The sequence below is a fragment of the Natronorubrum marinum genome (genome assembly GCF_052040125.1).
Classification (GTDB): domain Archaea; phylum Halobacteriota; class Halobacteria; order Halobacteriales; family Natrialbaceae; genus Natronorubrum.
In genome coordinates this window covers 1285674-1309405 of sequence record NZ_JBPPFV010000001.1, presented here as the reverse complement: position 1 = coordinate 1309405, position 23732 = coordinate 1285674, and the positions used below count along the sequence as shown (strand labels likewise).

Sequence of the window (23732 nt, the reverse complement as noted above, 5' to 3'; positions counted from 1 at the left end):
TGTTCCCAGAATATTCCTCGAATATGGCTCGAAGATTCTCAAAGGATGCTTTAGATAGCATCCATCAAGCGACTACTGCTTGGAGAGGTGACCGTTACGGAACGGCCTCTTTCCTATTCGGAGATCAGCAAGCGATGGCGGAACCTCGAGACGAGCGGTTGACGAGTGATTGTCGAACGAAAAGATGGAGACGACGCGGGGTGGTTCAGTGTGCAAATTGAGGACACTCGTGCGATATTCACGGCGCTTTTCGCCGGATCCGTTGTCTTGGCCAACGTGTTAGCGGCCAAATTGACCTGGCTCGAACTGCCGGTAATCGGTGGCGTCGCCATTCCGGCCGGGTTCCTCGCATTTGGCGTCGCATACCTGGCCTCGGACTTGCTCGTCGAATATCATGGACGGGAGTATGCGGCATCGGTGGTGAACGGCACCGTCTTCACCCTCGTAGTATCGTATCTGCTAGTCTATGTGTCTATCTGGATGCCCACAGCGCCGTTCTATGACGGACAAACTGCGTTCGTGGCAACGCTCGGTGATTCGGCGTCGATCATTCTGGCGTCAGTCGTGGCGTTGGCAGTGGCCCAACACATGGACGTCAGATTGTTCTCTACCCTCAAATCCCGAACAGCGGGTCGACATCGATGGATACGGAACTGCGGCTCGACCGCCGCCAGCCAGGGGGTTGACACGATCGTGTTTATCACTCTCGGATTCGCGATTTTCCCCGCGCTGGGTCTCGGCGGTGACCCGACGTGGGGGTGGGCATTGATCTCGATCGTCTTCGGTCAGTACCTAGTCAAGCTATTGGTTGCAATCGTTGATACAGTACCGTTCTACGCAGTCACGGAGTTTGTCGAGCAAAATCCCGAGCAGGCTCCCTGAGCAAATACGATTCCTGCTGACCCTGGGGTAGCATGTCAAGAGAACGAGCGCGAGGACGTTGAAGACGCGTCATTCGGTCCGGATTTCCCGTTTAAATAGGGTCGTTGACATTCACTCTGTGTATGAAGACCCACATCACGTTCGTGCTGGACTCATCTGGTTCAATGGCGGCGATCGAGGACGACACCAAGGGTGGATTCAACAGCTTTCTCGAAGACCAGCGGGACGAACCGGGAACGGCCACGGTAACGCTGTACGATTTCAACACGACCGTCGAACGCGTCTACGAGGGTGAGCCAATCGAAGCGGCACCGAAACTCGACGACAACTACACGCCAAGTGGGCGAACGGCACTCCACGATGCCATTGCCACGGCGATCAACGAGACGACTGACTACCTTGCGACGATGGCGGAATCCGATCGACCATCGAACGTGATCGTCGTCGTTCTCACCGACGGGAAAGAGAACGCCTCCGAAACTCCGGAAGACACGGTTCGTGACCTGGTTGAAGACCGGCGAGAGTCGCACGACTGGGAATTCCTGTTCGTCGGGGCCAACCAGGATGCGGCGCTAACCGCCTCGAGTATGGGAATGGATCCGGACCGATCGCTCGACATGGATCACAGCGGGGACGGGGCTCGGGACGCATACCAGTCGACCTCGGAACGAATCAGTCGCGCTCGCCGGGAGGGTTCGACCGGCGGATACACCGACGAGGATCGACGAAGGCAGGACGAGTCGTAAGACGGCTTCCACTCCTCTACTGCTCCCGTTGCGTAGAATGGCCTGATTATCTCGAAGGTGACGATACGTTGCGGACTCAATAAACCGACACCGAATACCACGCGCCTTTTCGATCTTTGCCCGCTACCTAATTCGAGTAGCCGGTGTAAACCCGAATGTGCGTCTCATCCGCCGCTCGGTCGGATAAGAAGCGATCTTTCGCCGCCGCCGTCAACAGTTCGTCGAGTCTGTACTCCTCGTAATCCCCGTCGAGTCCGCCCATTCCCTCGTAGAACGAGACCCACGCCTGGTGGCGCTCGAACTGGTCCACGTCGTTGCTCGACTCCTCGAACAGGCTGGCGGACGCGAGCACCACGAGCTTTCGCTTCATGCGGCTCGCACCGACGTTGAACCGGTTCGGTTCGAGGAGGAACTCGCTCAGTTGGCTGACGTACCCCCGATCGGAGGCTGTCATCGAGAGGACCATCAGATCGCGCTCTCCACCCTGGAACCGCTCGACCGTGTCCACTTGCACGGTATCGGATACGATACCGAGGACATCGCGGCGCTGGGCGCGGAACGGAACGACGACGCCGGCGGTGAGTTTGTCCTCTTCACTCGGACGATCTCCGGATCTCTGTTCCGACAGAGGTCTGGTCAAATCCGTCACGATCGCCTGTTCAAGGGGATTCGACTTCTGCGACTGCCCCTCGTCGTGAACCAGTAGAATCACTCGGTCGTCTGAATCGAGAAGCTTGGCCAGCGGCTCCCTAATAGCAGACGTACTCTCGAGAGCAAGGTGCGGACTCTCGCCGGCACTTTCGAGTTCGATCCCGTCTTGGTCGTAGAACAAGTCCGTGTGCATTTGTGCGGACTCGGGCGGAAGCCGATAGGTCTGTTCGAGTCGATGGACGGGAAGCACCTCGTCGGGATCGTCCAATTCCGGCGACTCCGATGCGAAGTACTCGATGTCGACGTCTTCCCCCCGAAGATAGCGGAGGAAATCCAAGGCCGAGAGGAAGGGGACGTGGATCTCGATCGGCTCTCTGTCCTCGTCTTCCCAACCGTGTTGTTGGATCGGTTGCATCTGGCGGTGGTCGCCAACGAGTACGAATTGCCCATCGTCTTTGACGAACGAACCGAACAACAGGCAGAGCGGGAGATCCATCATGCTGGCTTCGTCGACGATGGCGAGGTCGAAGATCGTCGACGCCTCGTTGCGCATGAGTTCGGCGACCCTCTCGTGTTCCGCTTCATCAACCGTTCGCAGGAGTTTGTCGATGAAACTCCTGATCGACACCGGTGGACCGAAGAACAACGCCGTCGCATCCGACGGCGCATCTGCTCCGAGGTAGTCGTGGTGGAGTTCTCGGAGCACGTCCGGATCAGCGTCGTTGTAGTAGACGTTTTGGATCCGTGGATGATCGACGCCCTGGGTCGAACTCGAACAGATGCGAAACAGGGGGAGGGCGTCGTCTTCATCTCCTGGAGGGCACGCCTCGAGCAAGTCCAGAACGCTCTCGAGAGCTTCGTCGACGGCGCCGTGGGAGACGGCCGAGACGGCACCGAGCATCCCCTCACCGGCCGTCATTGCCGCGTGTACCCGGCTCAGAATCGCCGGTGCGACCGTGTACTTCGTCTTGCCCGTTCCCGGGGGACCCTGAAGCGTGACGATTCCGTGATCGACATCGTTGATGAGCGAGCGTTGTTTCTCGTTCGGCCGCTGGAACCCATCCGCGTTCGCCATGCGATCGACATACTCCTTGACCGCGGACGCGTCCCATTGCGAGATCGGGATCTGATCTCTGTCTCCCCGGTACAGTTGACGGAGCCAGCGCCGAACCGGCGCATCAACGGCGTTCTCGAGTGCCTCGTACGCGCGAGCTTGCGTGATCTGATCGATCATCGGGTCGACGATGAACCGATCGCCGGCCTCGATGTGGACGGCGAAATCATCCTCTCGGGCGTCGGTGTCGATTCCCCAGCCCTTGTGCCACGTCGTATACTCGTCGTATCCGTTCGGCCATCCGTCTTCGAAGGGAAGCGTCACCCGAACGGTTCCCATCGATTCGTCGACGGTCGAAACGATCACCGTCGGCGAGTGAGCGATATTCGAAGGGTTCCCTCGGAACACGTCCTCCGCTCGGTCGCCGTCGTCGGTCAGTTTCGTCAACACCATGAAATCGTGATCCGAGACGGAAAGCGGTCCCCCGATGACTCCGTCCGCCGCCGATGGATCGTAGCGCTCGAGGTCGCTGGTCAACAGTTGGCCTTCGACCACGTTTCGGTCCTCATCGACGTTGGTACACTCAAATGCGACCGAACTGCCGGCATCGATCCGTTCGGCAACCGGTTGACGATAATACGATTCGAGGCCCGTTTTGATCGTGTGGTACTCCAGTTGTTGGTACTCGATGCAGGCTTCGTCGAGCGTCCGGTGTGCGAAGGAGAAACGGGAGAGTTCCGACAGATCGATCGGTTCCTTGTTGACGAACTTGTCCTTCACCGAGATGCTCCGCTCGATGTGGTGAGCGGCCCGGCTAAACCGTTCGGCGAAGAGTTCGAGGTCTTCCTCGGTGATCTCCTCGTCCTCCCGCTCGGTTCGATAACAGTATTGGCGCGCTCGCTCCGGATCGTCGGTCTCCTCGGGCTCGAGCCGATCGCGAACGGCCCAGACGTACTCGACCGGGATGGTGTCGGTCTCCCGGTTTCGAACCGGATAGACCCATCGTGCGAGACGTTGGTCCTCCGGCGTCCACGAAAGTTCGGACCGCCCGTGATCGAGTCGGAGCGTTCCATCGGGGGCGTCGTGCCGTACGACCGAGTCGAAGACATCCGTGGCGAAGATCTCGTGTAACGGGGCGGTCGCCCCGTCCGAACGCGTTCCTTGCCAGTCGAACCAATCGCCTCCCCAAGGTTGGAAGTGAGCGACCGTCTGGACGAGTCCCAGTCCCGGGAACCGAAACGCCCAGCGCTGCCGGAAGTCGTCCTGAAGGACCGAAACCATGTCCTGGTCGATTCCCGCCCGGAGTCCGAGGAGGGTGCGAAGCGGCCGTCGCCAATCTGCGCTCGGATGGCGGCGAACCGCGTTCATGAGCGCCTCTCTGTGCCGACTGCTGTAGAGGTAGAGGTGTAGAAACCCCTCATTCGGTTCGAGTCCCAGGTCCACGTCGAGATCGGTCGATAGATTCGGTGCCACGTCAGCCACTGCTGCAGCGAGTTCTTCGAAAAACACGCCGAAGAGACGACTCTCCTCCGCATCCTTCTCTCGCTCTGATGTCGGGAGCGCGTCCGGCAACTCGGTGATCTGCCGGGATTGATCAGTCATCGTGTTCTCGACGTATGCACTCAGCAGCGTCACCCTCTCTTGGGCGAAGTCCTGATTGACGTACAAATATACACGGACGAGCGACCCTGACGGGTAATCCGGGCCTTGATCCGTTTCCCAGTCGACGTCACACTCGCCGTGATCGTCAGCCGGGAGGTTGTTACCGGTACCCTGCAGCGAGTACGGATAGAAATCGGGACCGTCTCGGCCGTATTCGTCGTCGATTTCGCTGAGGAAACGATAGGCAATCTGCGCTCGCTTCTGCAGATTGGATACGTCGGCTTCGGTGCGAACGCGACTTACCAACTCCTCATCGACCGGTTCGAGGGCCTCGTAATGGTAGTGTTTCGCGTCGTCGCCGGGTTGGTCGAAGAGCGTAGCGAAATCTTCGATCGTCTCGATATCCAACCGTTCGAGCGATTCCTGCGTTCCGGCCTGCAAGCCGAGCAATTCCAGCCCTTGGTTCTCGAGTCCGCGGCTCACGCAAAGCGATTCGTACTCGCATCCGGAACATCGACGAGCGATTCGGTTGCTCGTTTGCTGGAAGGATGTTTCCAAAATCGTTTGATCGAACGATCCTCCATCTTGCAGCTTGAGTTCGAGTTTGACTCTGTACGGCTTCGTATCGAAACCGTCTACGTCTTCCGGCCCCGCCCGAATTCCGTTCTCCGGTGTGACGACCGCCGCATCAACGGGCTCCGATTCGGCGTCGACAGGGATGTCTTCGCGTTCGAACACCTGTTCGACGAGCATCGCGTAGGCGGTGGCCTGGTACCGATGGTGGACCTTCTGCGAACTCGAGGATTTGACCTCATAAACGGTCGCCTTCAGTCCATAGCTCGTCGGAACGAGACGAAGGAAATCCGCGTAACCGCGGACGGCGTACGCTCCGATGGATCCGGCGAGCGGCGCCTGGTGAACCACGAGTTCCGGAGCCGAGGACGGGGCTCGTGCGACTTCTCGAACGGCAGCAGTGAGGCGCTCTCGAGCCCGGTCGGCGTCATCACTCCACACTTCGTCGTACTGCGGTCCATCAGATGCATCCCGTTCCGATTCGAGTCCGACGACTCTGCGGTCAGGTCCACGCAGTCGCTCGAGTTGGCGTCGTTCGAAGTCGTCCCCCTCACCCGAGAGGACGGGACTCAACTGCTTCGTTTCCCAGTCGCGTTTCTCGATGAGCCTGTTCGCGTCGTCGTCGTATTCCCACTGGAGGTACATCGGGCAACTCTGGAGACGAAAGAACTGACCGATAGCGCTGGGACTCAACGCCGGTCGTTCAGGATCGCTGGATGACATGGTTGGAACTCGCCTTAGCCCATTACCACAGTGGCTGGCATATAAACACCAAATGGGCACTGGACCACACTTGAAGGAAACCCGACTCTGTCGAAATATTCGTCGTCTGACGTAATTCCTCTGCTGAATACAGAGCGCGAGTCGGTCAGGCCGTGAGCATGTCTAAGAGATCCGTGGACGGATTATTGTAGCTGGCAGGGAAAGAGATAGTATGCGAGTACTCACCTGGAATACAAAAGGGGCGTTCCCCTACCAAGCCGAAGACGAGATCGAGGCCCAAATCGAGTATCTCGCAGGACTAGATGATCCGCCAGATTTGCTCCTGTTGAACGAGGTGAACCAGTACCGCCGGGAGTTCATCCGCGAGTTAATCCGCGACGAGTTGGGATATGATGGTATCGTAGATACGCTGTCGTGGGCGCATGAACTCCGTGAGAGTGACATCCAGCCCCATCACGACATCGGCCACACCAACGGCAATCTCACCGCTGTCCGAGACTCCGACGACATCGAACACGTTCCACTAGAGTTGTTTGACGAGTCGTACAACGACGAGGACCGCAAGCACCTCTCGACGCACTACCCTGAGAAAATCTTGGTAACTACCTGCACATTCGACGGGAAAGAAATTGAAGTCTGGAACGTCCGCGCTGTCCCAGGTGGGATGAAAGGCGAGGAGAAAATCAAAATCTTCGAGACCGTCTTCGACCGGATCATGAACGGGCCAGAGCGACTGCGGATTCTCGGCGGCGACTTCAACGCGCCAGATGAGGAGTTGGCTGACGGGCAGGCGACCACACACATCGACGATAAGGACCCGCGAATCCGAGATCGCTGGCGGACCGCAGCACTCCAGATTCTGAAGGGACTGGGTCACGCTGGGATGGTGGACGTATTCCGTTATCAGTGGGGCTACGGGGACATCGACACGCTAGACGAGAGTTTCGGCAACAGCCGGTTCGACCACATCATCGCTTCCGAAGACCTGAACCCGGTCCATTGTGAGTACGACCCTGACTCGTTCGATTATAGTGATCACGCCGCGCTGATCGCGGATTTCGAAATTTGAGGGATATATCCTCTGTATTCAGCACGCAGTTTCTGACAGCTATCGGAAAGACGAATCACGAATCCGGTACGCCTTCACCTATATTGAACGCGATTCGCTGTTGGGTTCCATCGGCAACTTTGAGAAGGACTGTCACTTCGTCTTAACTGAGGCACACTTCTTGTGGCGGCGGTTTCCGTGCTGTTGAATATTCATTGTGTCTGGCTTGTCTCCATCCAGGATAACAACCGCCGAAAATCTAGTTCTTTCGGTGGGGTTCGAGGGAAAGATCGAGTTGATTCTGCCCGACTTGTGTTGAGTTTTCGGACACAGATTTCAGCAATCAATTGAGGAACTCAAGATCGGACTTTCCCTTATATCGGCGGATGTTGGATCGGTCAATATTACAATCGAGGGGCCAACAGATTCAATTCCTAGTTAGACACAGGGAGTACTATGTCAGCAACTGATGTATACGAACTCCTCACTAAGGCAGATCGGGAAAGCTACTCTCCGAACTCATTTTTCCGAGAACTGCAGACTGTCTGTGATCCTATTGATGTCACACTTAACAAAGATAGACAACTGTCGGTTCATGGGTTTGAGATTCAACCTGGTAGGCGGCATGAGAAAACCGGGTTAATGCTCTCTTCGGAAGATGGACCAGACAAACCCATATTCTCATACCGACCCTCCAGAGCAGGATTTTCAACCTATCAAGAAATATCAGAGAATGCTGGATATGCTGCTGTAGTGTGTGTTGGTCCACACTCCGTCAAATGTGTTACCTCGACTGATGCCCATCATTATCTTACTACTCAGGTCAACAGCGATATTTCTGGGCCGGATCACCTAAGCTACCTATCCATTGAGACATGTACAGAAATGCTTGAAAAATTCTTCAATCCTCAAATCGCTACTGATACTTCGGATACAGGGCAACAATCGCTCTACGACTACTAATCGGTAGGTCTAACGGGCCGTTTCAGAAACGAATAGCGATTCCGTACGAAATCATCCTGGGTATCCAGCAAACTACTGTTGATAGTTAGCGAGAATAGCGACATTCATTGCGCCAAGTGCTTTTCCTGTATCGAACGTTGCGCTAAGATTTCCTGCTCAACTCTGCTCGTATTCGCAGACATCTTCATCTGAAAATGGTAAATTCTACTTCCAAGTAGCTAGTTCTTGTACGCCAGCATCTAAAAGCTCTTCACGGCGGTCTTGTAGAAATTTCAGAGCAGCATCTAGATCGTGGTCTGCACCAAGCCTTTGCCACATGTAAGTTCCAGTTCCATTTGCTACTTGAACACCGAATTCCCGTTCAATACCTTCTTGCACCTCACTAGATGGAATTCCTTTCCAAGATTCTGGAAGATATCGATTATCCGATTTTCTTGGGACTACTTTATTCCGTGCACAGTAATCAATAGCAATTTGTGTCTTTGTTCCTGCCTCGTAATAATCCGTGATTCGTTTCGGCATGTCATACCACACACTCTTTTACCCTATAATGGTTAGTGAACATAGATATGAATTGCCCTCGAGTCCACACTTCATAGACACCCTTCTCCAACTTTGAACGAGAGTCAATTAATATACATGGGGGATAGTATCAAGTTTGACCGGACTCTCGTACACTATCTGAGGGAATTTGACGATATTTGGCCAAGGCTTGTCCGAAAGGCGCAGAAAATCGAGTACGTAGAGACGTTCAGTCATGGAAATGATCACCATATCAATGAGTTGAATGACGGTGGATCAGACACGCCAGATACAGTTATCGTTCTCCGTCCAAATTGTCACTTTCGGGTTCACCATGGTGAAGATGGCGAAGAGTACAACCAAAAACTGAAACAGAAACTAGAGGAGATTGAGCAAGGATCATAGAAACTCTATCAATCAAATATCCACCTATACATATTTCAGATCCGACCGGAGTCTTTCGTGTGTAAAGAGGTGGTTCTTCGGAAATAGGGTCGACCAGTGAGGGACATGGATGGACCTTTCCCGATGAGGTGATTGCAACTCCCCGGCTATGTATTGACTCAAGTGGGGAGATTCATATGGGTGAGCGCGCAATCCAGTTGTGGTGACCACTATCTGTGAGGTTCTACGTTCCAGAATGGGATGACAACGTCGACGCTCACTACGATTTCGAGCACGACGAGCATTCTGAACTCGGCAAGGACGAGCGCGAGCTCCAGTACATCTGGGACATCTTTGACTACGAAACGACCCCGATCGACGGCGTCTTAATCTCGCGTGAACAGGTCGAAGAAAGCGTGACGAAGTTCGACCGATTGACGTCTCACGGCGTCTACGGCGAGCAGTCCGGACTCGAGGTTCCCGACTGGCTCCCGACGATCAGCGACTGCGGTGCTTGGGGCTACAAATCGCTCCCATTTCCTCCCTACGGCAACGATGAGATGCTTGCGTTCTACGAAGATCTCGACGTTACGGTCGGCGTGACGATCGATCATCTCGTGCTCGGCTCGGGACACGAGACCCGGCTCTATCTCGACAAGCGCGCATTCGCCGACTCACCGATCTCGCAAAACGATCTCCCCGAAGAACTAACCGAAGAGGTCGACGTCATGGTCGACGAGTGGCCGACCGAGTGGCCCGAATACGTTGCCGACTACGACTCGACGATCTTCGATGTCTCCTCTGTCGATCCGTTCGAGCGGGAGGACTTCGAAGGCGATCCAGTCGACGTGCTCGAACGGCTACGAGACGATCCTCGAGCCGTCTATCGAGAGGACGACACGGAGTTCCGATATCAGTTGACGCTCGACAACGCCGAAGAGATGAAGCAACTGTACGACGATAACGACTACTCCTTCCGTCTGATGGTCGCGATCCAGGGTTGGGATCCGATGTCGTATGCGCGAGCGGCGGACAAGGTGCTCGATCTCGAGTATCAATACGTCGGGATCGGAGGCGTCGCGGGGAGCAACGCCAGCAGAATTCGGGATATCGTCACAGGCGTTGGAAACGCAGTCAAGGAACACGAGAGGGCGCGAAAAACGAGAGTTGATACACACGTCTTCGGGTTCGCCAAAACGGACGCGTTCGACGCGATCGGTCGCACCGGAATGTCGAGTTTCGACAGCGCGAGTATGCTCCGCTCGGCGTGGACCGGCGGTGACAACTATCACCTCGATAGTGATCGGCGCTATGACGCGCTTCGCGTCCGATTCGGGTCGAACAGAGACCCACTCGAGAAGCGGATTCAAACGGCCCTACGCGGTCAGGAACTCCTCCATTCGCTCCGTGCGTTCGACGACGGCGAATCTATCTCACAGGCAATTCGAAACTGGGCCGGCGAAGCAGAACGGGCACTCGACGAACTGGCCCCGTACCTGAAAGAACACAGGCACGACGAGGAGTACGACCGGCGTCTATTGCGCGATGTCGAGGGCCACTTCCGCGACCACTACGAACACGGTCGCGAACTTCGAGCGAGCTTTAGCCGCCCCTTCCGCAAAAAGGTCATCAAACTGCTTCGTGACGACGATCCCGAATCGCCGATCGATTTCGAAGAGTACCAAACTCTGATCGAAACCGGTCGAGACCACTTCGAGGGAACGTTCCCGAGAATGGCGGACACGATCGAACAGCGGGAGGAGTACTCCGGAAATGTAGCGACGTATGATCAAATCTGGTTGCTCGTAGAGGATTACGCGTCGTGGATCGGCGATGAAGACTTACTCGAGGAGTACGAGGCTCTCCTTCGCGAGGAGCCGTGGGACGAATGTGGCTGTCGAATCTGTGAAAAGCACGGGATTGAAGTCGCCATCTTTCGTGCGAACAACCGCAACCGCCGACGAGGGTTCCACAACACGAAACGGTTCTACGATCAGTTCCGCGAAGCCCTTCCGAAGACGCTCGTCGCCACGCCGGCGACCGATCCGCTCACGAAGCACAGTACCGTAGAGGGGTACCTCCTCACCGAGCAAACGGACTTCTGGTCCGACACCCACGATCTCCCCGTCGCCGAAATCGGCACTATTTCTGACGCCGGCGTTCACGAGTGGTGGTCGGAACCGCCAACGTCGGTCTCGGATGACGCGGACGAGGTGGCACCGTCAGTCGGCGAGTTCTGTACCCGATACCAACACGCGTTCCTGTACGATCCCGATGGAACGATCACGGATGATGTCGTCGAAAGTATTGAACGGCGCAACTGTGCTGTCGAACTATACGAGAGTTCGGAGGAACTTCGGACGGCCGTTCTCGACCGATTAGGTTACGATAGCCAGTTTCTGCCGGAGTTCATGGTCCAAAAGGGACTAATGGAGTTCTAACAATGGAAATTCTAATCATCGACCAGTGCTCGAACAGTAAGTCGTATCCGGACGAGAGCGCCGTCTACGACGCGGCAGAAATTGACGAGGAAAGGTTGGAAGCGCTTTGCGAACGCGACGAGGCTGTCAGTTTGCCCGCTCGGAAGCTTTACACCGGCCGTCAGCAGCGGTACATCAGCGAAGCGGTTGATTCACTCCGTGCAGGCGGCAATACCGTCGATCGATATTTCATCAGCGCAGGATTCGGACTCGTCGAAGAAAGCGAGGAGTTGCCTCCGTACGACGTCACCTTTGCAGATATGTCTGCCGCTGAAATCGACTCCCGTTCCGAGTCCCTACAGATTTCGGAACGGGCGCAAGAAGCAGTCGCCTCCAACACTTACGACGTCGTCTTCTTGGCGCTGGGCAGCGATTACTATCGAGCGCTGGATCTCCCTAACCTATTCTCCGCGCTGCCCCAGACCACACTCGCAGTCACTTTCAACCAGGAAGAAATCGCAGCTCGCAACGATAACGTCGTATCGATTCCCGCCCGCACTCAACAGGCGAAGGAACAGGGAACGATTGTCGTCGCACTCAAGGGAGTTTATTTAAAGAACCTTGCAGGGCACCTCGCTAACGGTGAAGAACCGACGTCACCGGATGACGTGAAATCAGCATGTCTCTCTGAACCGACTTCTCAGAAAGATCTCACCGAATTTTAGATCCACAATCAATTAATAATTAACGCATCTAGTCTGATCATTACCTTATGATGGCCAGCTGAGCTAAAACTCGATGCTGTATCGAGAGCAAGTGCTCGATCTCCCCCACGGAGAACTGCAGACCCCAGTTCTCTTTCCCGTCCGAAATCTCGGGAAACGGTCGAGTGACAATACACCGGAATACGTGGGTTCGATCCCGGACCTTCCGACCGCGATGATTAATTCTCGGGCGATCAGAAACCGGGATCCGATGTGGGATCGACTGACCGACGGGGTATCGCTTAGAGAAGAAATGGGTGTACCGGAGGACACCATCGTTTACGCCGATAGTGGCGGGTACGATTTCAGTCAGACCGAACGGGACACGACGCCGCGAGAGACGCTTAAGACCCAACGGTTGTTCAACGCGGACATCTTCGGCACGGTGGACGTCCCCCTGTCTAGAGAGAACCGTGCAGCGAAGAACCAGCGTCGAATCGAGCAAAGTATCGAACTCGCGTTGGAGGCGAGCGACTATCACGGCGGCGAGGAACTGTTGCTCGCGAGCGTCCATGGATACGATCCCGAGACTATCAGAAACACCATTCGACATCTAGAAAGCCGTGGTGATTTCGACGGCTACGCACTCGGGAGTCTCGTGCCCGTTCGGACAGATTACGAAAAAGTCACGAAGCTAGTATTGGCTGCACGCAATGCGACAGATAAGCACCTTCACGTCTACGGCCTGGGTGGCTTAGTATATCAACCGCTCTTGCTATATCTTGGAGTTGATAGCTTCGATTCGTCTGCCTTCATCCGTAGTGCGGGGAACAGAAACTACCTGCTCCCCGGGTTCGGCGGCGAGGAGCTATGGAACATTGACGAACTCGAATATCTTCCTTGTCCCTGTCCTGTTTGCGGTACCCGGACACTCGAGGACATACGAGAAGACCGTGACGCGCTTGTTAGACATAATCTGTGGGCTCTGACAGCGGAGTTGCGGCGATTCCGGTACGTCGCGGCTGCTGGCAAAGATATCGAGGACTATCTGGATCTCAGATTCCAGGGTAACGAGGTAACGCAACGAGCGTACAGAACGGCCAAGCAGCAGGTACGGAGGTTATCGTGACGTCCGAACGGGCGACGGTCCGGCCCGTAACTCTGGGCCGGCTCACAGAACTCACTCACCTCTGTGAGACGACAGACAAAGCGACGAGCGAAGTCGAAGAAGCGCTATCTATAACTCATCGTCGGGCTCGAGAAACGATCCTTGAAGCTACCCGAATCGGGCTTCTTGAGGAACACGAAAGTGACGACGACGAGGAGGAAGCAATCTATCGGACGACCTCTGTCGGTAAACGATTTCTGACCGCGATTCGCAACGAAAACTGGTCAAAGGCAGACGAAATTCTGGCTGTTCGAAGTCCTCATTATGGTGCTTTTTCCGAGGCACTGTCCGAAATAGAACCGGTTGGCCCCGATGAGTTGCTCAAATACCTCGAAGACGAGCATGAGTTTTCACCTTACTCATTCAACCAAACGGGGATCGAGGTCATCGGGAGTTGGGGTGAACGACTCGGCGGAATCCAACGGAACGCCTTCACTGGCGACTATTACGTTATCGACCGCGCGTCCGTGCCGGCGAATTTCCAGTACGTTCTCCTCGAGATCTACGACGAACTCGAGGAGACGGCCGGTGTCGACCTTCGCCAACGATACCTCTCGATCCCTCGCCTCCGCGAATTGACCTGTGAACGGCTCGGTTGCACTCGAGAGGCCTTCGACCATGGTCTCTCGAAGTTGTGTCGAGAGAACGTTGGCAAACTCGAGCTGTCGGGTGCCCCGCTGGATACGGCGGCAAAGGATTCGGCTCTGGGAATTAAAGAAATCGAGCTTTCAGATGGTGAGTCGCTCGTCTCGACCTCGCAATCGACGCGGCAAGTGATGGCCGGCCTCGAACAGTTCGACAAACAATACTACTACCTCGCGGTGCACGACCGCGACATCACGTTCACACCAGATCAATGAGCGAAGCCTTCGACATCAGCGACGAGGCACAGGATTACGATCAATTCGGTCTTCGCGGAAATCCGTTCCCGTATAGCCCTGTACCAGCAGAAGAGCCAGAGATTTACTGCGGACAAGAGCAAGCAACGAACGCCATCAGTTCGACCGTGTCGACAACGCTCTCAACGGGTAAGTCGAAACACCTTGTCGTTACTGGAAAATACGGTAACGGCAAGTCTCACACGCTCAAATACACGCGATCGCTTCTTCGGGACCGGAAGGAAGCGATCGTCGGGTACGTTGCGCAGCCCGGGGAAGGGTTCATCGATATCTACCACGAGTTCATGTACGATCTCGGATTCGCAGAGGTGGAGGATATCGCGTACGAGTTTCTCGCATCGGTTGCACGAGACGTGACCGAGGCAAACCCGATTAGCGGGAGTGCAATGCGCTCGCTCATCGACGATGGCGACGTGCTCCTCTCCGAAATCGTTCCGGAGGCCATCAAGCGCCTGAGCGACGTCACGCAGTTCGCCGACTTCGCAAGGGCGATCATCCACATGGTGTACGAAGACACCAATTTGTACGCCTGGCAGTGGCTCACCGCGGAAGGGATCAGATACGAACAACGGAAAGAAATGGAGATTCATACGGCTCTCGACGACGATACGATGGGCGTGCGAGCGTTTACGGCCTTAAAGAACCTCCTCCTCGAATTGGGCTACACCGCCGTCTTCGTGTTCATCGACGAGTTCGAAAGCATCGCGCGACTTTCGTCGAAAGACGAGCAGGCGACACTGAACAGCATCCGTCACCTGATGGATCAGAACAGCGACGGGCTGTGTCTCCTGTTTGGCTGCGCCCCAGAAGTCTGGCAAGACGTGATGAGCGAGTACCACGCGTTCAGCGAACGAATCGGCCAAGAAGTCGCGCTGCGACCGCTGACGAACGAACACTTACACGAGTTAGTCGAAGAGTATCTCGACCGAGAACGCGTGACCGAAAGCGACGGGGTTCATCCGTTTACAGAGGACGGGTTAGACGTGATTTTGAACCGATCACAAGGAAATATTCGTCAAGTGCTTTCAGTCTGTAGCCGGGCACTTGATGCAGCAGCGCAGGAGCAACGGTTGGAGATCACGGCGGAGTTCGTCCAAGAATCGATTTAATCAAGGACGCTTGCGAGTTCATCGCAGAAAGCCATTCAAAGCATTCGATGGCACACTTCTTCACAGTCGTAGACGGGTCACTCGTTAGATTGTCCCCGCGAGGAATCGAAGATCCGTAACAGGTCGTACGCCGGATGTTTGTGTAGCACAGTCTCGCACCTCTTACAAGCAGTGTAGATGCCGCCTTTCTGGGCCCAGTAATCCGTCCGCAAGACGGTTGCATTGCCCGTGTGACCGTAATGGCCTCCCTCGTACCGAACGTGATCGAACTCAGTACCATTACATTCCGGGCAGGGGTCAGTCATTCCGGTCCAGTCATCCCGATGGATAGCTTCGATTTGGACGGGTTCGTCCTCTATGCCTCGTACTTCGTACTGTCGTCGAGTGACGGTTGACATCGCCGGCAGCTACGACGGAGCACAGATAGGGATTGGCGTGAGACGCTGCTAAGTCAGCAGTTCCGGATCCAGATCGTCTGTTTTAAACGGATCGACACCTATTCCGCGAGTTATATCTCTTCAAATTGACTGATGAGTTCACGGGCGCGGCGTTTTTCGCCCGCAGTACATCCCGAGTTGTTGAATACGTAGTATCCGAGTGCGCTCTGGAGTAACTTGACATCGTTACGTCCGAGAGAAGATAGCGGTGCGGGCGAGTCCGGGCCATCCTGCAATCGCTCGAGCACGCTGTGTTTTCCGTCGGCAATCTCCTCCGGATCCCAGTTTGTCGTTGATCCTTCGTTTATCGACTCTACGTGGTATATTCGCAACCGATGAAGTGCCATCCAGATAGCGGCTTTTTCGTGGCGGGTTAGCGTCTCCCCGTTTAATTGCAGGTTTTGATCTGGAACCGAATCCATGAGTGGTATCTACGTGCGGATTCTCAGCCAGTCAGAATAAGCTAGTCGCCTCCATGCCCTCGATAGACGACGGCAAAGCCGCAACTTCACGAATCGAACGCGGGATCGAGGCCATTATTGTGGTCGGCACCGGGAAAGACTGAACCCGGTACCGACCAAGAGTCCTCATACCATGGATGAATCAACGGTTTTCACACGGGTCGCAGAATGGCTGACGGAGCGCGATTATCGGGTGTTCGTCCATGTACCGACTCAGCACCACTCTCACAGTAACTACTGCGAAGTTATCGATCGATGGCCGAGTCACAACGTCACTATCAGCGGATACCGCCCGGATATTCTCGGATTCACGCCAACAGACAGTGTGTTCGCAGTAGAAGTGAAAGGATCGAGCGGGGTTCGGAAGGGCTTCGGCCAAGCGGTCAGTTATCGCCGTGGGGTTGATCACGCGTACCTCGCAGCGTCCGACAACGCTCTACAGGGATTCACAGACATTGCTCACGCCAACGGTGTAGGGGTCTTAGCTGTCCGTGACGGTGATATCTCGCCCACCCATCCGCACACGATCGATCTTCGAGACCAACTCTCAAATACTCGCCAACAGTTAGACGCGTTACTCTCCGATCACAACCGCGGAGATACGTTCTTGCCGAACTACAGAGATCCGCTCAACAACTTGCTTCCGATCGTCGCGATCGGTGAACACGCCTGTCGAAGGCAAAGTGACATCGACGACCTCTGTGAACGGATTGAGTACCCCTATCGTTCGAAGGTCGGGCGAATGATTCGAATGTCTCGAAAATTGGGTCTCGTGGGATCTGATGGACCCTTTGAGTTGACGGATCAAGGACGACTCTGTTGGACGGTGCTACAGGGGAGCGATCTACACACGGCAGAAGCCCTGATCGATGCGAAAGACAAATCGCTAAAAGAAGAGTTCCCTCTCGTGGCCACGTCCCTCCAAAACCGGTTCGCCGCCGTGCCTGAATATCGAACGCTTTTCGAGATCCTCCGTCGTTACCCGAATTCGACGATCACGCTTCAACAGTTGTGTGAGAGGTTGTTGACGAGCTATCCGAATACGTTTCTCAATCTGGCCTACAGCGATCGTGTCGATGAACGCGATGTCCCACGCCTCATCGAAGAGGGACGAACGAGCCAGATCACCGACGACCCCGAGTATTTAGCACAGATTCTGAACACGAATTTCACGTACAATCTTCCGGCTCAACTCGAAAAGATCGGTATCCTATCCGATGGGACGAATACGATCGATTCAAAGGACAAACTCTCACCGGGCATCGATCGGTGGGCAATTGGAAACTTTGAGTTAGGGTAGTCTCTCGCGATTGGTTTGCTCCCTAGAATACAAGCGAGGGCTCTACGTACTATTTGAACTAACCGAGTTTCCGTCAAGTAGGGTCTGGCTGCCAAAAAATTCATTTGATTAGAATGATCGCACTTCTTCATGAACCCACTCGAGCGAGCGATCGAAATTGCACTCGAAGCACACACCGGTCAAACGGACAAATCCGGAAATACGTACATTCTCCATCCACTTCGGGTGATGCTGGAACAAGATACGGAAGAAGCGATGATCGCAGCTGTGCTTCACGACGTTGTCGAAGATAGCGACTGGGAGATTGAAGACCTCAGACAGGATGAGAAGACGAGGTTTCCAACCGAGTCACTCGAAGCTGTTGAAAAACTCACGAAGACGAGTGAGGACACCTACGACGAATTCGTCGAGCAAGCCGCGGAGCATCCCATTTCGCGAGAAGTGAAACGAGCAGATATTGAAGACAACATGGACCTCACACGGCTCGAGTCTATCGACGACGACACGCTCGACCGAGTCAAAAAGTACCACCGTTCTTGGCATCGACTCAACTGAGTTGCAAATGGCCTCGATAACAGTAGTGGTTGTCACTAGAGCGTCCCGCAGAAACGATAGATCCAGAAGTCGGTGTCATTAGCCGCTTTCGAGCGGCTCGAACCGGATCAGAGAAGCGGTGAGCGACAAACGGCTGTCAGCTGTTACTATTCTCCTTCTAGGGACAGCGTCAGGTAGGGACCGAGTTGTGACTCCCTGAGTGCGTTCAGTTCCTCTCCGTCTGGCTGCGTGAGGTGCATCGTCTCCCCCTGTAGTAGCGATCGCACTTGTTCTTCGATGTCACTGCCACGGAACCCCTCGAAGAGATCGTCTTCGACCGCCTCGAGTTCTTGGACGAACTCACTGGCGGCTTCCCGAACCTCGTTTTCCAGTTGTTCGAATTCCCGCTCTTCGTCGATAGGGACATCGTCAAGGCCTTCGATAGTGTCGAACAGTTCGTCGATGCGCTCCTCTTCAACTTCACTAATGCGCTTGTTCAGCGACCGGAAGCCGTTGATGCGATCCTCGAGATCGCGAAGTTCGATCTGAAGTTCTTCGCGTGCATCGTCTCGCTCCTCCTCTAAGTCGGCGAGGGCACTCTCGATTTTAGACTCAATTGCATCGAACTCGCTGTTTTGGACGTGAGAACGGAGTATTTCGACGTCATCGCGAATCGATTGATTCGGAGTGATCGTCCCCTCAAACACTTCGTCGTAGACTGCACAGAGCAAGAGCGTTTCCCGCATGAGACTCGCTGCCTGCCCGATCTTATTGGTCAATTGGCTTTGCCGCTTCTGTTCGTAGTAGTTCTTCAGTTCGGTCTCGAATTCGCTCGTCGGCATATTACAGTCCCTCCGTATAGCGGTCACTTAATTTCACGAACTCGGACATATCGCCGCCAGCTCGGTCGCCCGTGAGGTCTATCTGTGTGAGTGTTCCCGTGAGTTCGTGTTCGTAAATTTTCAGACCGGCTAGCGTCCCGTGAATTGATGCGTGAGTTCCTCTCCGCTCCCACAAATCGCCTTGAAGCGTACATGCGGTCAGAACCGCGTCGATTTCGTCCTGTGAGTAGGTGGCGAACTTCCCGAGGATTTCTTTCGAATCCGGGCTCACGTCGTCGTAGGTTCGGATGTTTTCGATGTACTCCTTGACGTTCGAGACGTTGACGCCTCGCAATTGATGGTTGACGAAGCTAGCAGCGGTCGGTGCGTCCTCGTCACTCGCAACCGTGTCGAGCGCGTCGTCGACGTTGTAACCCGCGAACGCGATATTCTTGACCGACGTGTTGCTGTCGAACCGCAGATCTGAAGGCAAGTTCTGAACCCCACTCTTCTTGAGGTCGTCTAAGACCTCAGCCGGAGGGGCCTCGGCGAGATGTTCTCGAATCCGTTGGAGGTCGAGAACGCTGTCGCTCGCTGCGAAGTAGTCGCCCACGAGCCCCTGTATGTACTCCGTGTCGTCCATGAACTCGGTGATGGTGTCCTGCTTCTCCTGCACCAGTCGATCGCTGAGGATGTTCTTCAAATCGGCGTCCAACGTGAGTTCGTCAGCAGAGTACGCCTCTTGTATCCGCTCGGCGGTAACTTCCTCCCACGGATCATCCAACATTGCGGCGACGCCGCAGAGAGCGACAACGAGATCTTCGAACTCCCTATGCTGAGCCGACCGAACGAATAAATTCGGATTGGTTTCGAGATACTCCGATCGAATCGTCGACCGCCACTCGCGAGCGTAGCCGGTGAGTTGAGTGCCGACTTCATCGAACAATGCCGCTTTGTCGGCCTGCTGCGGACTCATTTCGCGGTAAACGCCGTATCGGAGGAGTGCCAGCAGATCGGACGTTGTAAAGTCCGCTGGATCGATCTTGATTTGATCCCTATTCCGGAGGCCCTGCCCTTCGAGAACGAACGGATCGTTGTTCCCGCCGACGAGGTACTCGAGTTCGCCGTCGGACTGAAGAACGAACCCCTCTGTGAGTTCGTCCAACGCATCCTTGAGGGCTGTCCGCATGTAGACGTCGAGATCCGCGGCTGCGCTTGCGTCGGGGTTCTCGCGCCACGTGTCGAGGTATCCCTTGACTTCCTCGATCTTCTCCTCCTCCGGATCCGGTTTCGATTTCTGCCGTTTCTTCTGCTTCTTTTTCTTCCGTTTCGGCTTCTTCTTCTGTTGTTTCGTCTTCGGAATGATCCACGCCTCGCGCTCGCCTCCATGGTCCAGGGAAACGGTTCGGCGCTCGATTGGCAGGTCATCTACGAGGTCTTCTTTGAACCCGAACGCTTGGGGAAAACGCGCATCGACGACCAGCGCGTTTAAGTCCTCGCTCTCCTCGCCGTACCACTTCGCGAGTTGCCGCACGGATTCCTCGCTGTAGATGTCGTCGTGTACGGTACGAGCATTGTGGAGGCCGTTCAACTCATCAGAACTGGCGGGCGAATCGACGAATTCCTCGATGTAGTCCTCGAGAACGTCGAAGACCTTTTCGACGTACCGTCGTGGTCGTTGGTCGCCCTCGTCAAGTCCACGGTAGATTCGCTGCAAAAATCCCTCGTTAAACGGGAATAGGTCCCGAAACTCGTCGTCACAGAAGCCACACTGGCTACACTTGCTGGCGGTCGCCGGTGACTGGATGTCCACGATCACATTGGTCTCGTCGCGTTTGTACGAGACGCTCCCATCATCGTATTTAATGTAGCCCAGAAACGGGCGGATGAAGTCCACACACGAGTCCTCATCCAAGAAGATGACACTGCTTGAGTTCGGGCGGTTCGTCCGGTAGAACTCGTGACGTTCTAACCCGGTTTGCGTGTGAAGAATCTCGGTCGAGTCCTGTGTTCCCGCGATAATGAAGTCCCAGTTGTTCTCCGTACTGTCGTCTTCCATGAAGTCGCGGAGCTTTGCTGCGTCGAGGGCCGAGATAGAGAAGTCCTCGAACACGAGCACTGGGCGGTCCTCACCGAAATCCTGACCAACGCGTTTCAGGAGCTGGTCCAACGACGGCGTATCGTATTCGTCCCTAACGGCCTCCCAGATGGCATCGTTCCACGCTTCTGCTGCGTCTTCCAGTGACTTTCGTTCGAAGACGTTCAGATAGGAGAAGTTCTCGATCTCACCTGGATCGACGAAACTCACCTTCGTTGCGAGGTCGCCACGCTGGCTGATCGCGGTCAATTTATCGCGGACGAACTCTTCGAGTTGCTCTCGTTCGCTTGATGTGAGGTCAACGTCGGTGTCGTCTAGGTCTGAGATGTTAAGTACGGCCTTTGCGACGACGAGACTGGCGACCGTATCTCGGTTCTGGCGGACGTGTTTCTGGAGTCGTTCGACGTTGCTCGCTCCGGGGAGTTCCCCGCCGATGTGTTTTCGATAGAACTGAGGGATCTCCTCGGCCATGATTGTGAGGAGGTCGGCGTTCTTATCGATGTGGAGGACCGGTCGCCCGTCATCCTGGAGTTGGTGCGAGAGGTACGCACAGAGTTCGGATTTCCCCGTACCAACGTTGCCCTCAATGACCGTGACGAAGTTCTTCGGACGGTGTCTATCGAACTGTTCGTAGATCTCCTCTTCAGAGACCTCCACTTCACCCTCGGCGAGAGCATCGAAAACGGTGATACGGTGATGCGTGAAATCGAAGAGTTCCTTGTCCTCTGACCTGACTTTTGCGACCTTACTGGAGAGTTGACTCAGGAGTTCTTCGTCGATATCGAGATAGTGCGGACACAGCGATCCGTTGGGTTGTTGGATTGAACTCATGTGTTCACCGTGATGTAGTTCGCGTTCTTCGCGATGCCGTCGTTCGAATCGATCGCTACTCCGTTGAGTCCGACCTGTGCTTGGTCACCGTGCTTGACGAGGGCGATTCGCTCGTTCTTGGCAAGCCGATACAGGGTACTCGCGAACGGTTTCGTGAACTCACCCTCCGTCGTCAACGGGACGCGAAGCAGGTTCTGATTGAGCCAATCGACGTATTTCTGCGTCTCGATGCCCTCACCGTCGCCGTCCTCTTCGCAGGCGGCGTACACTGACGCCGAAACGAGATCGGGATCCGGCGCGACGGTGTAGGTGCTTGATCGTCCTTTGGTGGGATGAATGAGGCCAAGATACTCGGCCTGGTTTCGCCAGTGATTGAACTTCTCCGGATTGAGCTTCATCCGCTCACCGTTGTTGTTCCGCGGTTCGTATCCCTGCTCTTGATGCCAGCGATCGATCTTGTTCCGAAGTTCGCTGCTCGTCCCACTGAAGTACTGTTTGTTGTCGAGGAGCCACTCGTAATTGAGAACGACGGCCGATTGTTTTCCCCAATCAGGCTCGGTAGCTTCCTTCGTAATGTTGTGCAGCATCGTCATCCGGAAGTTTAGTTCCCAATCGTCGATTTCGAACGCGAGAGATTCGGGGTGATACTTGTACTCTGATTTCCGGGCCAATCCGAACGTTAGGAGGCCGTCCGTCGCCTGTTCAAACGTTCCGTTCCCATCGCCATCGGATTCAAGTCCCGTCTTGGCTACTATTTCTTCCTCTTCCACGTTTCCCCCTTGTATCGCCCGGTAGGCAATTTCGATGAGCTTCGGGTTCTGGACGACGTTGAGTACGTATTGTTCACTCGTTATCATGGTCTATTGGTGGTTATTTGGTCACAGCGCATTCGACAGCCAGACGTTGTATCGCTCGTGTATCGAGTTCTCTTCTGGAGTCAGTTCGCGGCGTGCGGTCCGTGCGTCGTTGATATTCGGCATTTGAGTCCGACTCGCCTCGTCGAACAGTTGCTCGTGGTCAATGGCGTAGTCGTTGATCGTGCGTGCGACAGAGAGTGCCTCGTTGTAGTCCAGTTCGATTCGGCGCCGAAGCCATTTGCCGAACGCCTCGATTGCCGCAGTCGATTCCAACGGTTCGCTTCCATATGTCGAACCGGAAGCAAATACGGAGGAGAGGCCCTCAAGGAGCGGCAGATACGGCGCATCCGGGAGGACATCGATCAATCCTTCCACCGAAGAAAGTGTTGTCCCCGTAGCCAACTCGTACAGGTTCGCATTGTCGTGTAAGAAGAGGTTCTTCGTCCCTTTCAGCGGCAACTCCATGCCGTGCTCTTCGTATTGCTGCTCATATGCAGCGTACACCTCCTGGTATTTCATCGCCCGATCTACGACGGGATCTTCACGGAAGGGTCTGACAGTTCCGGCGAGTTCGAAGTTCTCACTGTCCCCAATGACGACGATCTGTCTGTCGGAAACCGAATATCGGTTGACTAGGCCCTGCAGACTGTAGACCGGGAGATTATTTTCGTAGTATTGCGTCGTAGCTGCTACGAGATCGAACTGCGGCCGCTCGATGTCTTGGAGGAGGTGCCAGTTGTACTCGTACGCGCGGTGTCGAGACGGATCTTCGAGTTGAAGCCAGGACTTCGGACACGTGACGTCGTCGAACCCGCTATACAATACTGCGGGGAGCGCTCTCAGGAGTCCTTCCACGTTCCCGTTCTTGATCGGATCGGAGATGAACACCACTTCGGTATCCGAGATCAGCGAGTCGAACTTACGCCACTGCATCCGTCTCCTCCA

At 55.1% G+C, this 23732-nt stretch carries 17 protein-coding genes; 11 read left to right on the top strand and 6 right to left on the bottom strand.

From position 1 onward, the window contains the following. The first annotated feature begins 210 nt into the window (after positions 1-210). Positions 211-882 carry a queuosine precursor transporter gene (locus ACSFC5_RS06445; protein ID WP_440764413.1) on the top strand — a complete coding sequence of 224 codons (672 nt, stop codon included), beginning with the start codon at positions 211-213 and terminating at the stop codon, positions 880-882. A gap of 122 nt (positions 883-1004) precedes the next feature. After that, a complete protein-coding gene (locus tag ACSFC5_RS06440; protein ID WP_440764412.1) occupies positions 1005-1628 on the top strand; it encodes a vWA domain-containing protein in 624 nt (207 codons plus the stop codon). Positions 1629-1755: 127 nt separating this feature from the next. Here ACSFC5_RS06440 and ACSFC5_RS06435 read toward each other — a convergent pair whose 3' ends face one another. Next, complete coding sequence (locus tag ACSFC5_RS06435; protein ID WP_440764411.1) at positions 1756-6153, bottom strand: AAA domain-containing protein; 4398 nt, start codon at positions 6151-6153, stop codon at positions 1756-1758. A gap of 289 nt (positions 6154-6442) precedes the next feature. Between ACSFC5_RS06435 and ACSFC5_RS06430 the strand changes: the two genes are divergently transcribed. Next, positions 6443-7300: an endonuclease/exonuclease/phosphatase family protein gene (locus tag ACSFC5_RS06430; RefSeq protein WP_440764410.1), complete on the top strand. Its 858-nt coding sequence runs from the start codon at positions 6443-6445 to the stop codon at positions 7298-7300. Positions 7301-7735: 435 nt separating this feature from the next. Continuing rightward, entirely contained in the window at positions 7736-8242 is a 507-nt protein-coding gene (locus ACSFC5_RS06425; protein WP_440764409.1) for a hypothetical protein, read from the top strand. 204 nt (positions 8243-8446) lie between these two features. Here ACSFC5_RS06425 and ACSFC5_RS06420 read toward each other — a convergent pair whose 3' ends face one another. After that, positions 8447-8764 carry a hypothetical protein gene (locus ACSFC5_RS06420; RefSeq protein ID WP_440764408.1) on the bottom strand — a complete coding sequence of 106 codons (318 nt, stop codon included), beginning with the start codon at positions 8762-8764 and terminating at the stop codon, positions 8447-8449. Between the two features lie 620 nt (positions 8765-9384). Between ACSFC5_RS06420 and ACSFC5_RS06415 the strand changes: the two genes are divergently transcribed. The 7 genes from ACSFC5_RS06415 to ACSFC5_RS06385 all read left to right on the top strand — a co-directional run bounded on the left by ACSFC5_RS06415 (position 9385) and on the right by ACSFC5_RS06385 (position 18201). Then, positions 9385-11589, top strand: coding sequence for a queuine tRNA-ribosyltransferase tRNA-guanine transglycosylase (locus ACSFC5_RS06415; protein WP_440764407.1), 2205 nt, complete (start codon positions 9385-9387; stop codon positions 11587-11589). 2 nt (positions 11590-11591) lie between these two features. Further along, positions 11592-12293, top strand: a complete 702-nt coding sequence (locus ACSFC5_RS06410) for a DUF6884 domain-containing protein (RefSeq protein WP_440764406.1) — start codon at positions 11592-11594, stop codon at positions 12291-12293. Positions 12294-12384: 91 nt separating this feature from the next. Continuing rightward, positions 12385-13401 (top strand): tRNA-guanine transglycosylase, encoded by a 1017-nt coding sequence (locus ACSFC5_RS06405; protein WP_440764405.1) that lies wholly within the window; start codon positions 12385-12387, stop codon positions 13399-13401. Next, the gene (locus tag ACSFC5_RS06400; protein WP_440764404.1) at positions 13398-14300 is read left to right on the top strand and encodes a hypothetical protein; all 903 of its coding nucleotides are present in this window, start codon (positions 13398-13400) and stop codon (positions 14298-14300) included. Before ACSFC5_RS06405 ends, ACSFC5_RS06400 begins: the two co-directional genes overlap by 4 nt. Further along, positions 14297-15448, top strand: a complete 1152-nt coding sequence (locus ACSFC5_RS06395) for a BREX system ATP-binding domain-containing protein (RefSeq protein WP_440764403.1) — start codon at positions 14297-14299, stop codon at positions 15446-15448. Before ACSFC5_RS06400 ends, ACSFC5_RS06395 begins: the two co-directional genes overlap by 4 nt. Positions 15449-16479: 1031 nt before the next feature. Beyond that, on the top strand, positions 16480-17646 hold the full coding sequence (locus tag ACSFC5_RS06390) for a hypothetical protein (RefSeq protein ID WP_440764402.1): 1167 nt from the start codon (positions 16480-16482) through the stop codon (positions 17644-17646). A 129-nt stretch (positions 17647-17775) separates the two neighbouring features. Further along, on the top strand, positions 17776-18201 hold the full coding sequence (locus ACSFC5_RS06385; protein ID WP_440764401.1) for an HD domain-containing protein: 426 nt from the start codon (positions 17776-17778) through the stop codon (positions 18199-18201). A 146-nt stretch (positions 18202-18347) separates the two neighbouring features. Here the strand turns inward: ACSFC5_RS06385 and ACSFC5_RS06380 are convergent, their stop codons facing one another. Genes ACSFC5_RS06380 through ACSFC5_RS06365 form a run of 4 tightly spaced genes read right to left on the bottom strand, consistent with a single transcriptional unit; the run spans position 18348 to position 23720 of the window. After that, positions 18348-19022 carry a hypothetical protein gene (locus ACSFC5_RS06380; protein ID WP_440764400.1) on the bottom strand — a complete coding sequence of 225 codons (675 nt, stop codon included), beginning with the start codon at positions 19020-19022 and terminating at the stop codon, positions 18348-18350. 1 nt (position 19023) lies between these two features. After that, on the bottom strand, positions 19024-21930 hold the full coding sequence (locus ACSFC5_RS06375; RefSeq protein WP_440764399.1) for a P-loop NTPase family protein: 2907 nt from the start codon (positions 21928-21930) through the stop codon (positions 19024-19026). Further along, positions 21927-22787: a hypothetical protein gene (locus ACSFC5_RS06370; RefSeq protein ID WP_440764398.1), complete on the bottom strand. Its 861-nt coding sequence runs from the start codon at positions 22785-22787 to the stop codon at positions 21927-21929. Before ACSFC5_RS06370 ends, ACSFC5_RS06375 begins: the two co-directional genes overlap by 4 nt. Before the next feature lie 21 nt (positions 22788-22808). After that, on the bottom strand, positions 22809-23720 hold the full coding sequence (locus ACSFC5_RS06365) for a hypothetical protein (protein ID WP_440764397.1): 912 nt from the start codon (positions 23718-23720) through the stop codon (positions 22809-22811). Positions 23721-23732 lie beyond the last annotated feature (12 nt).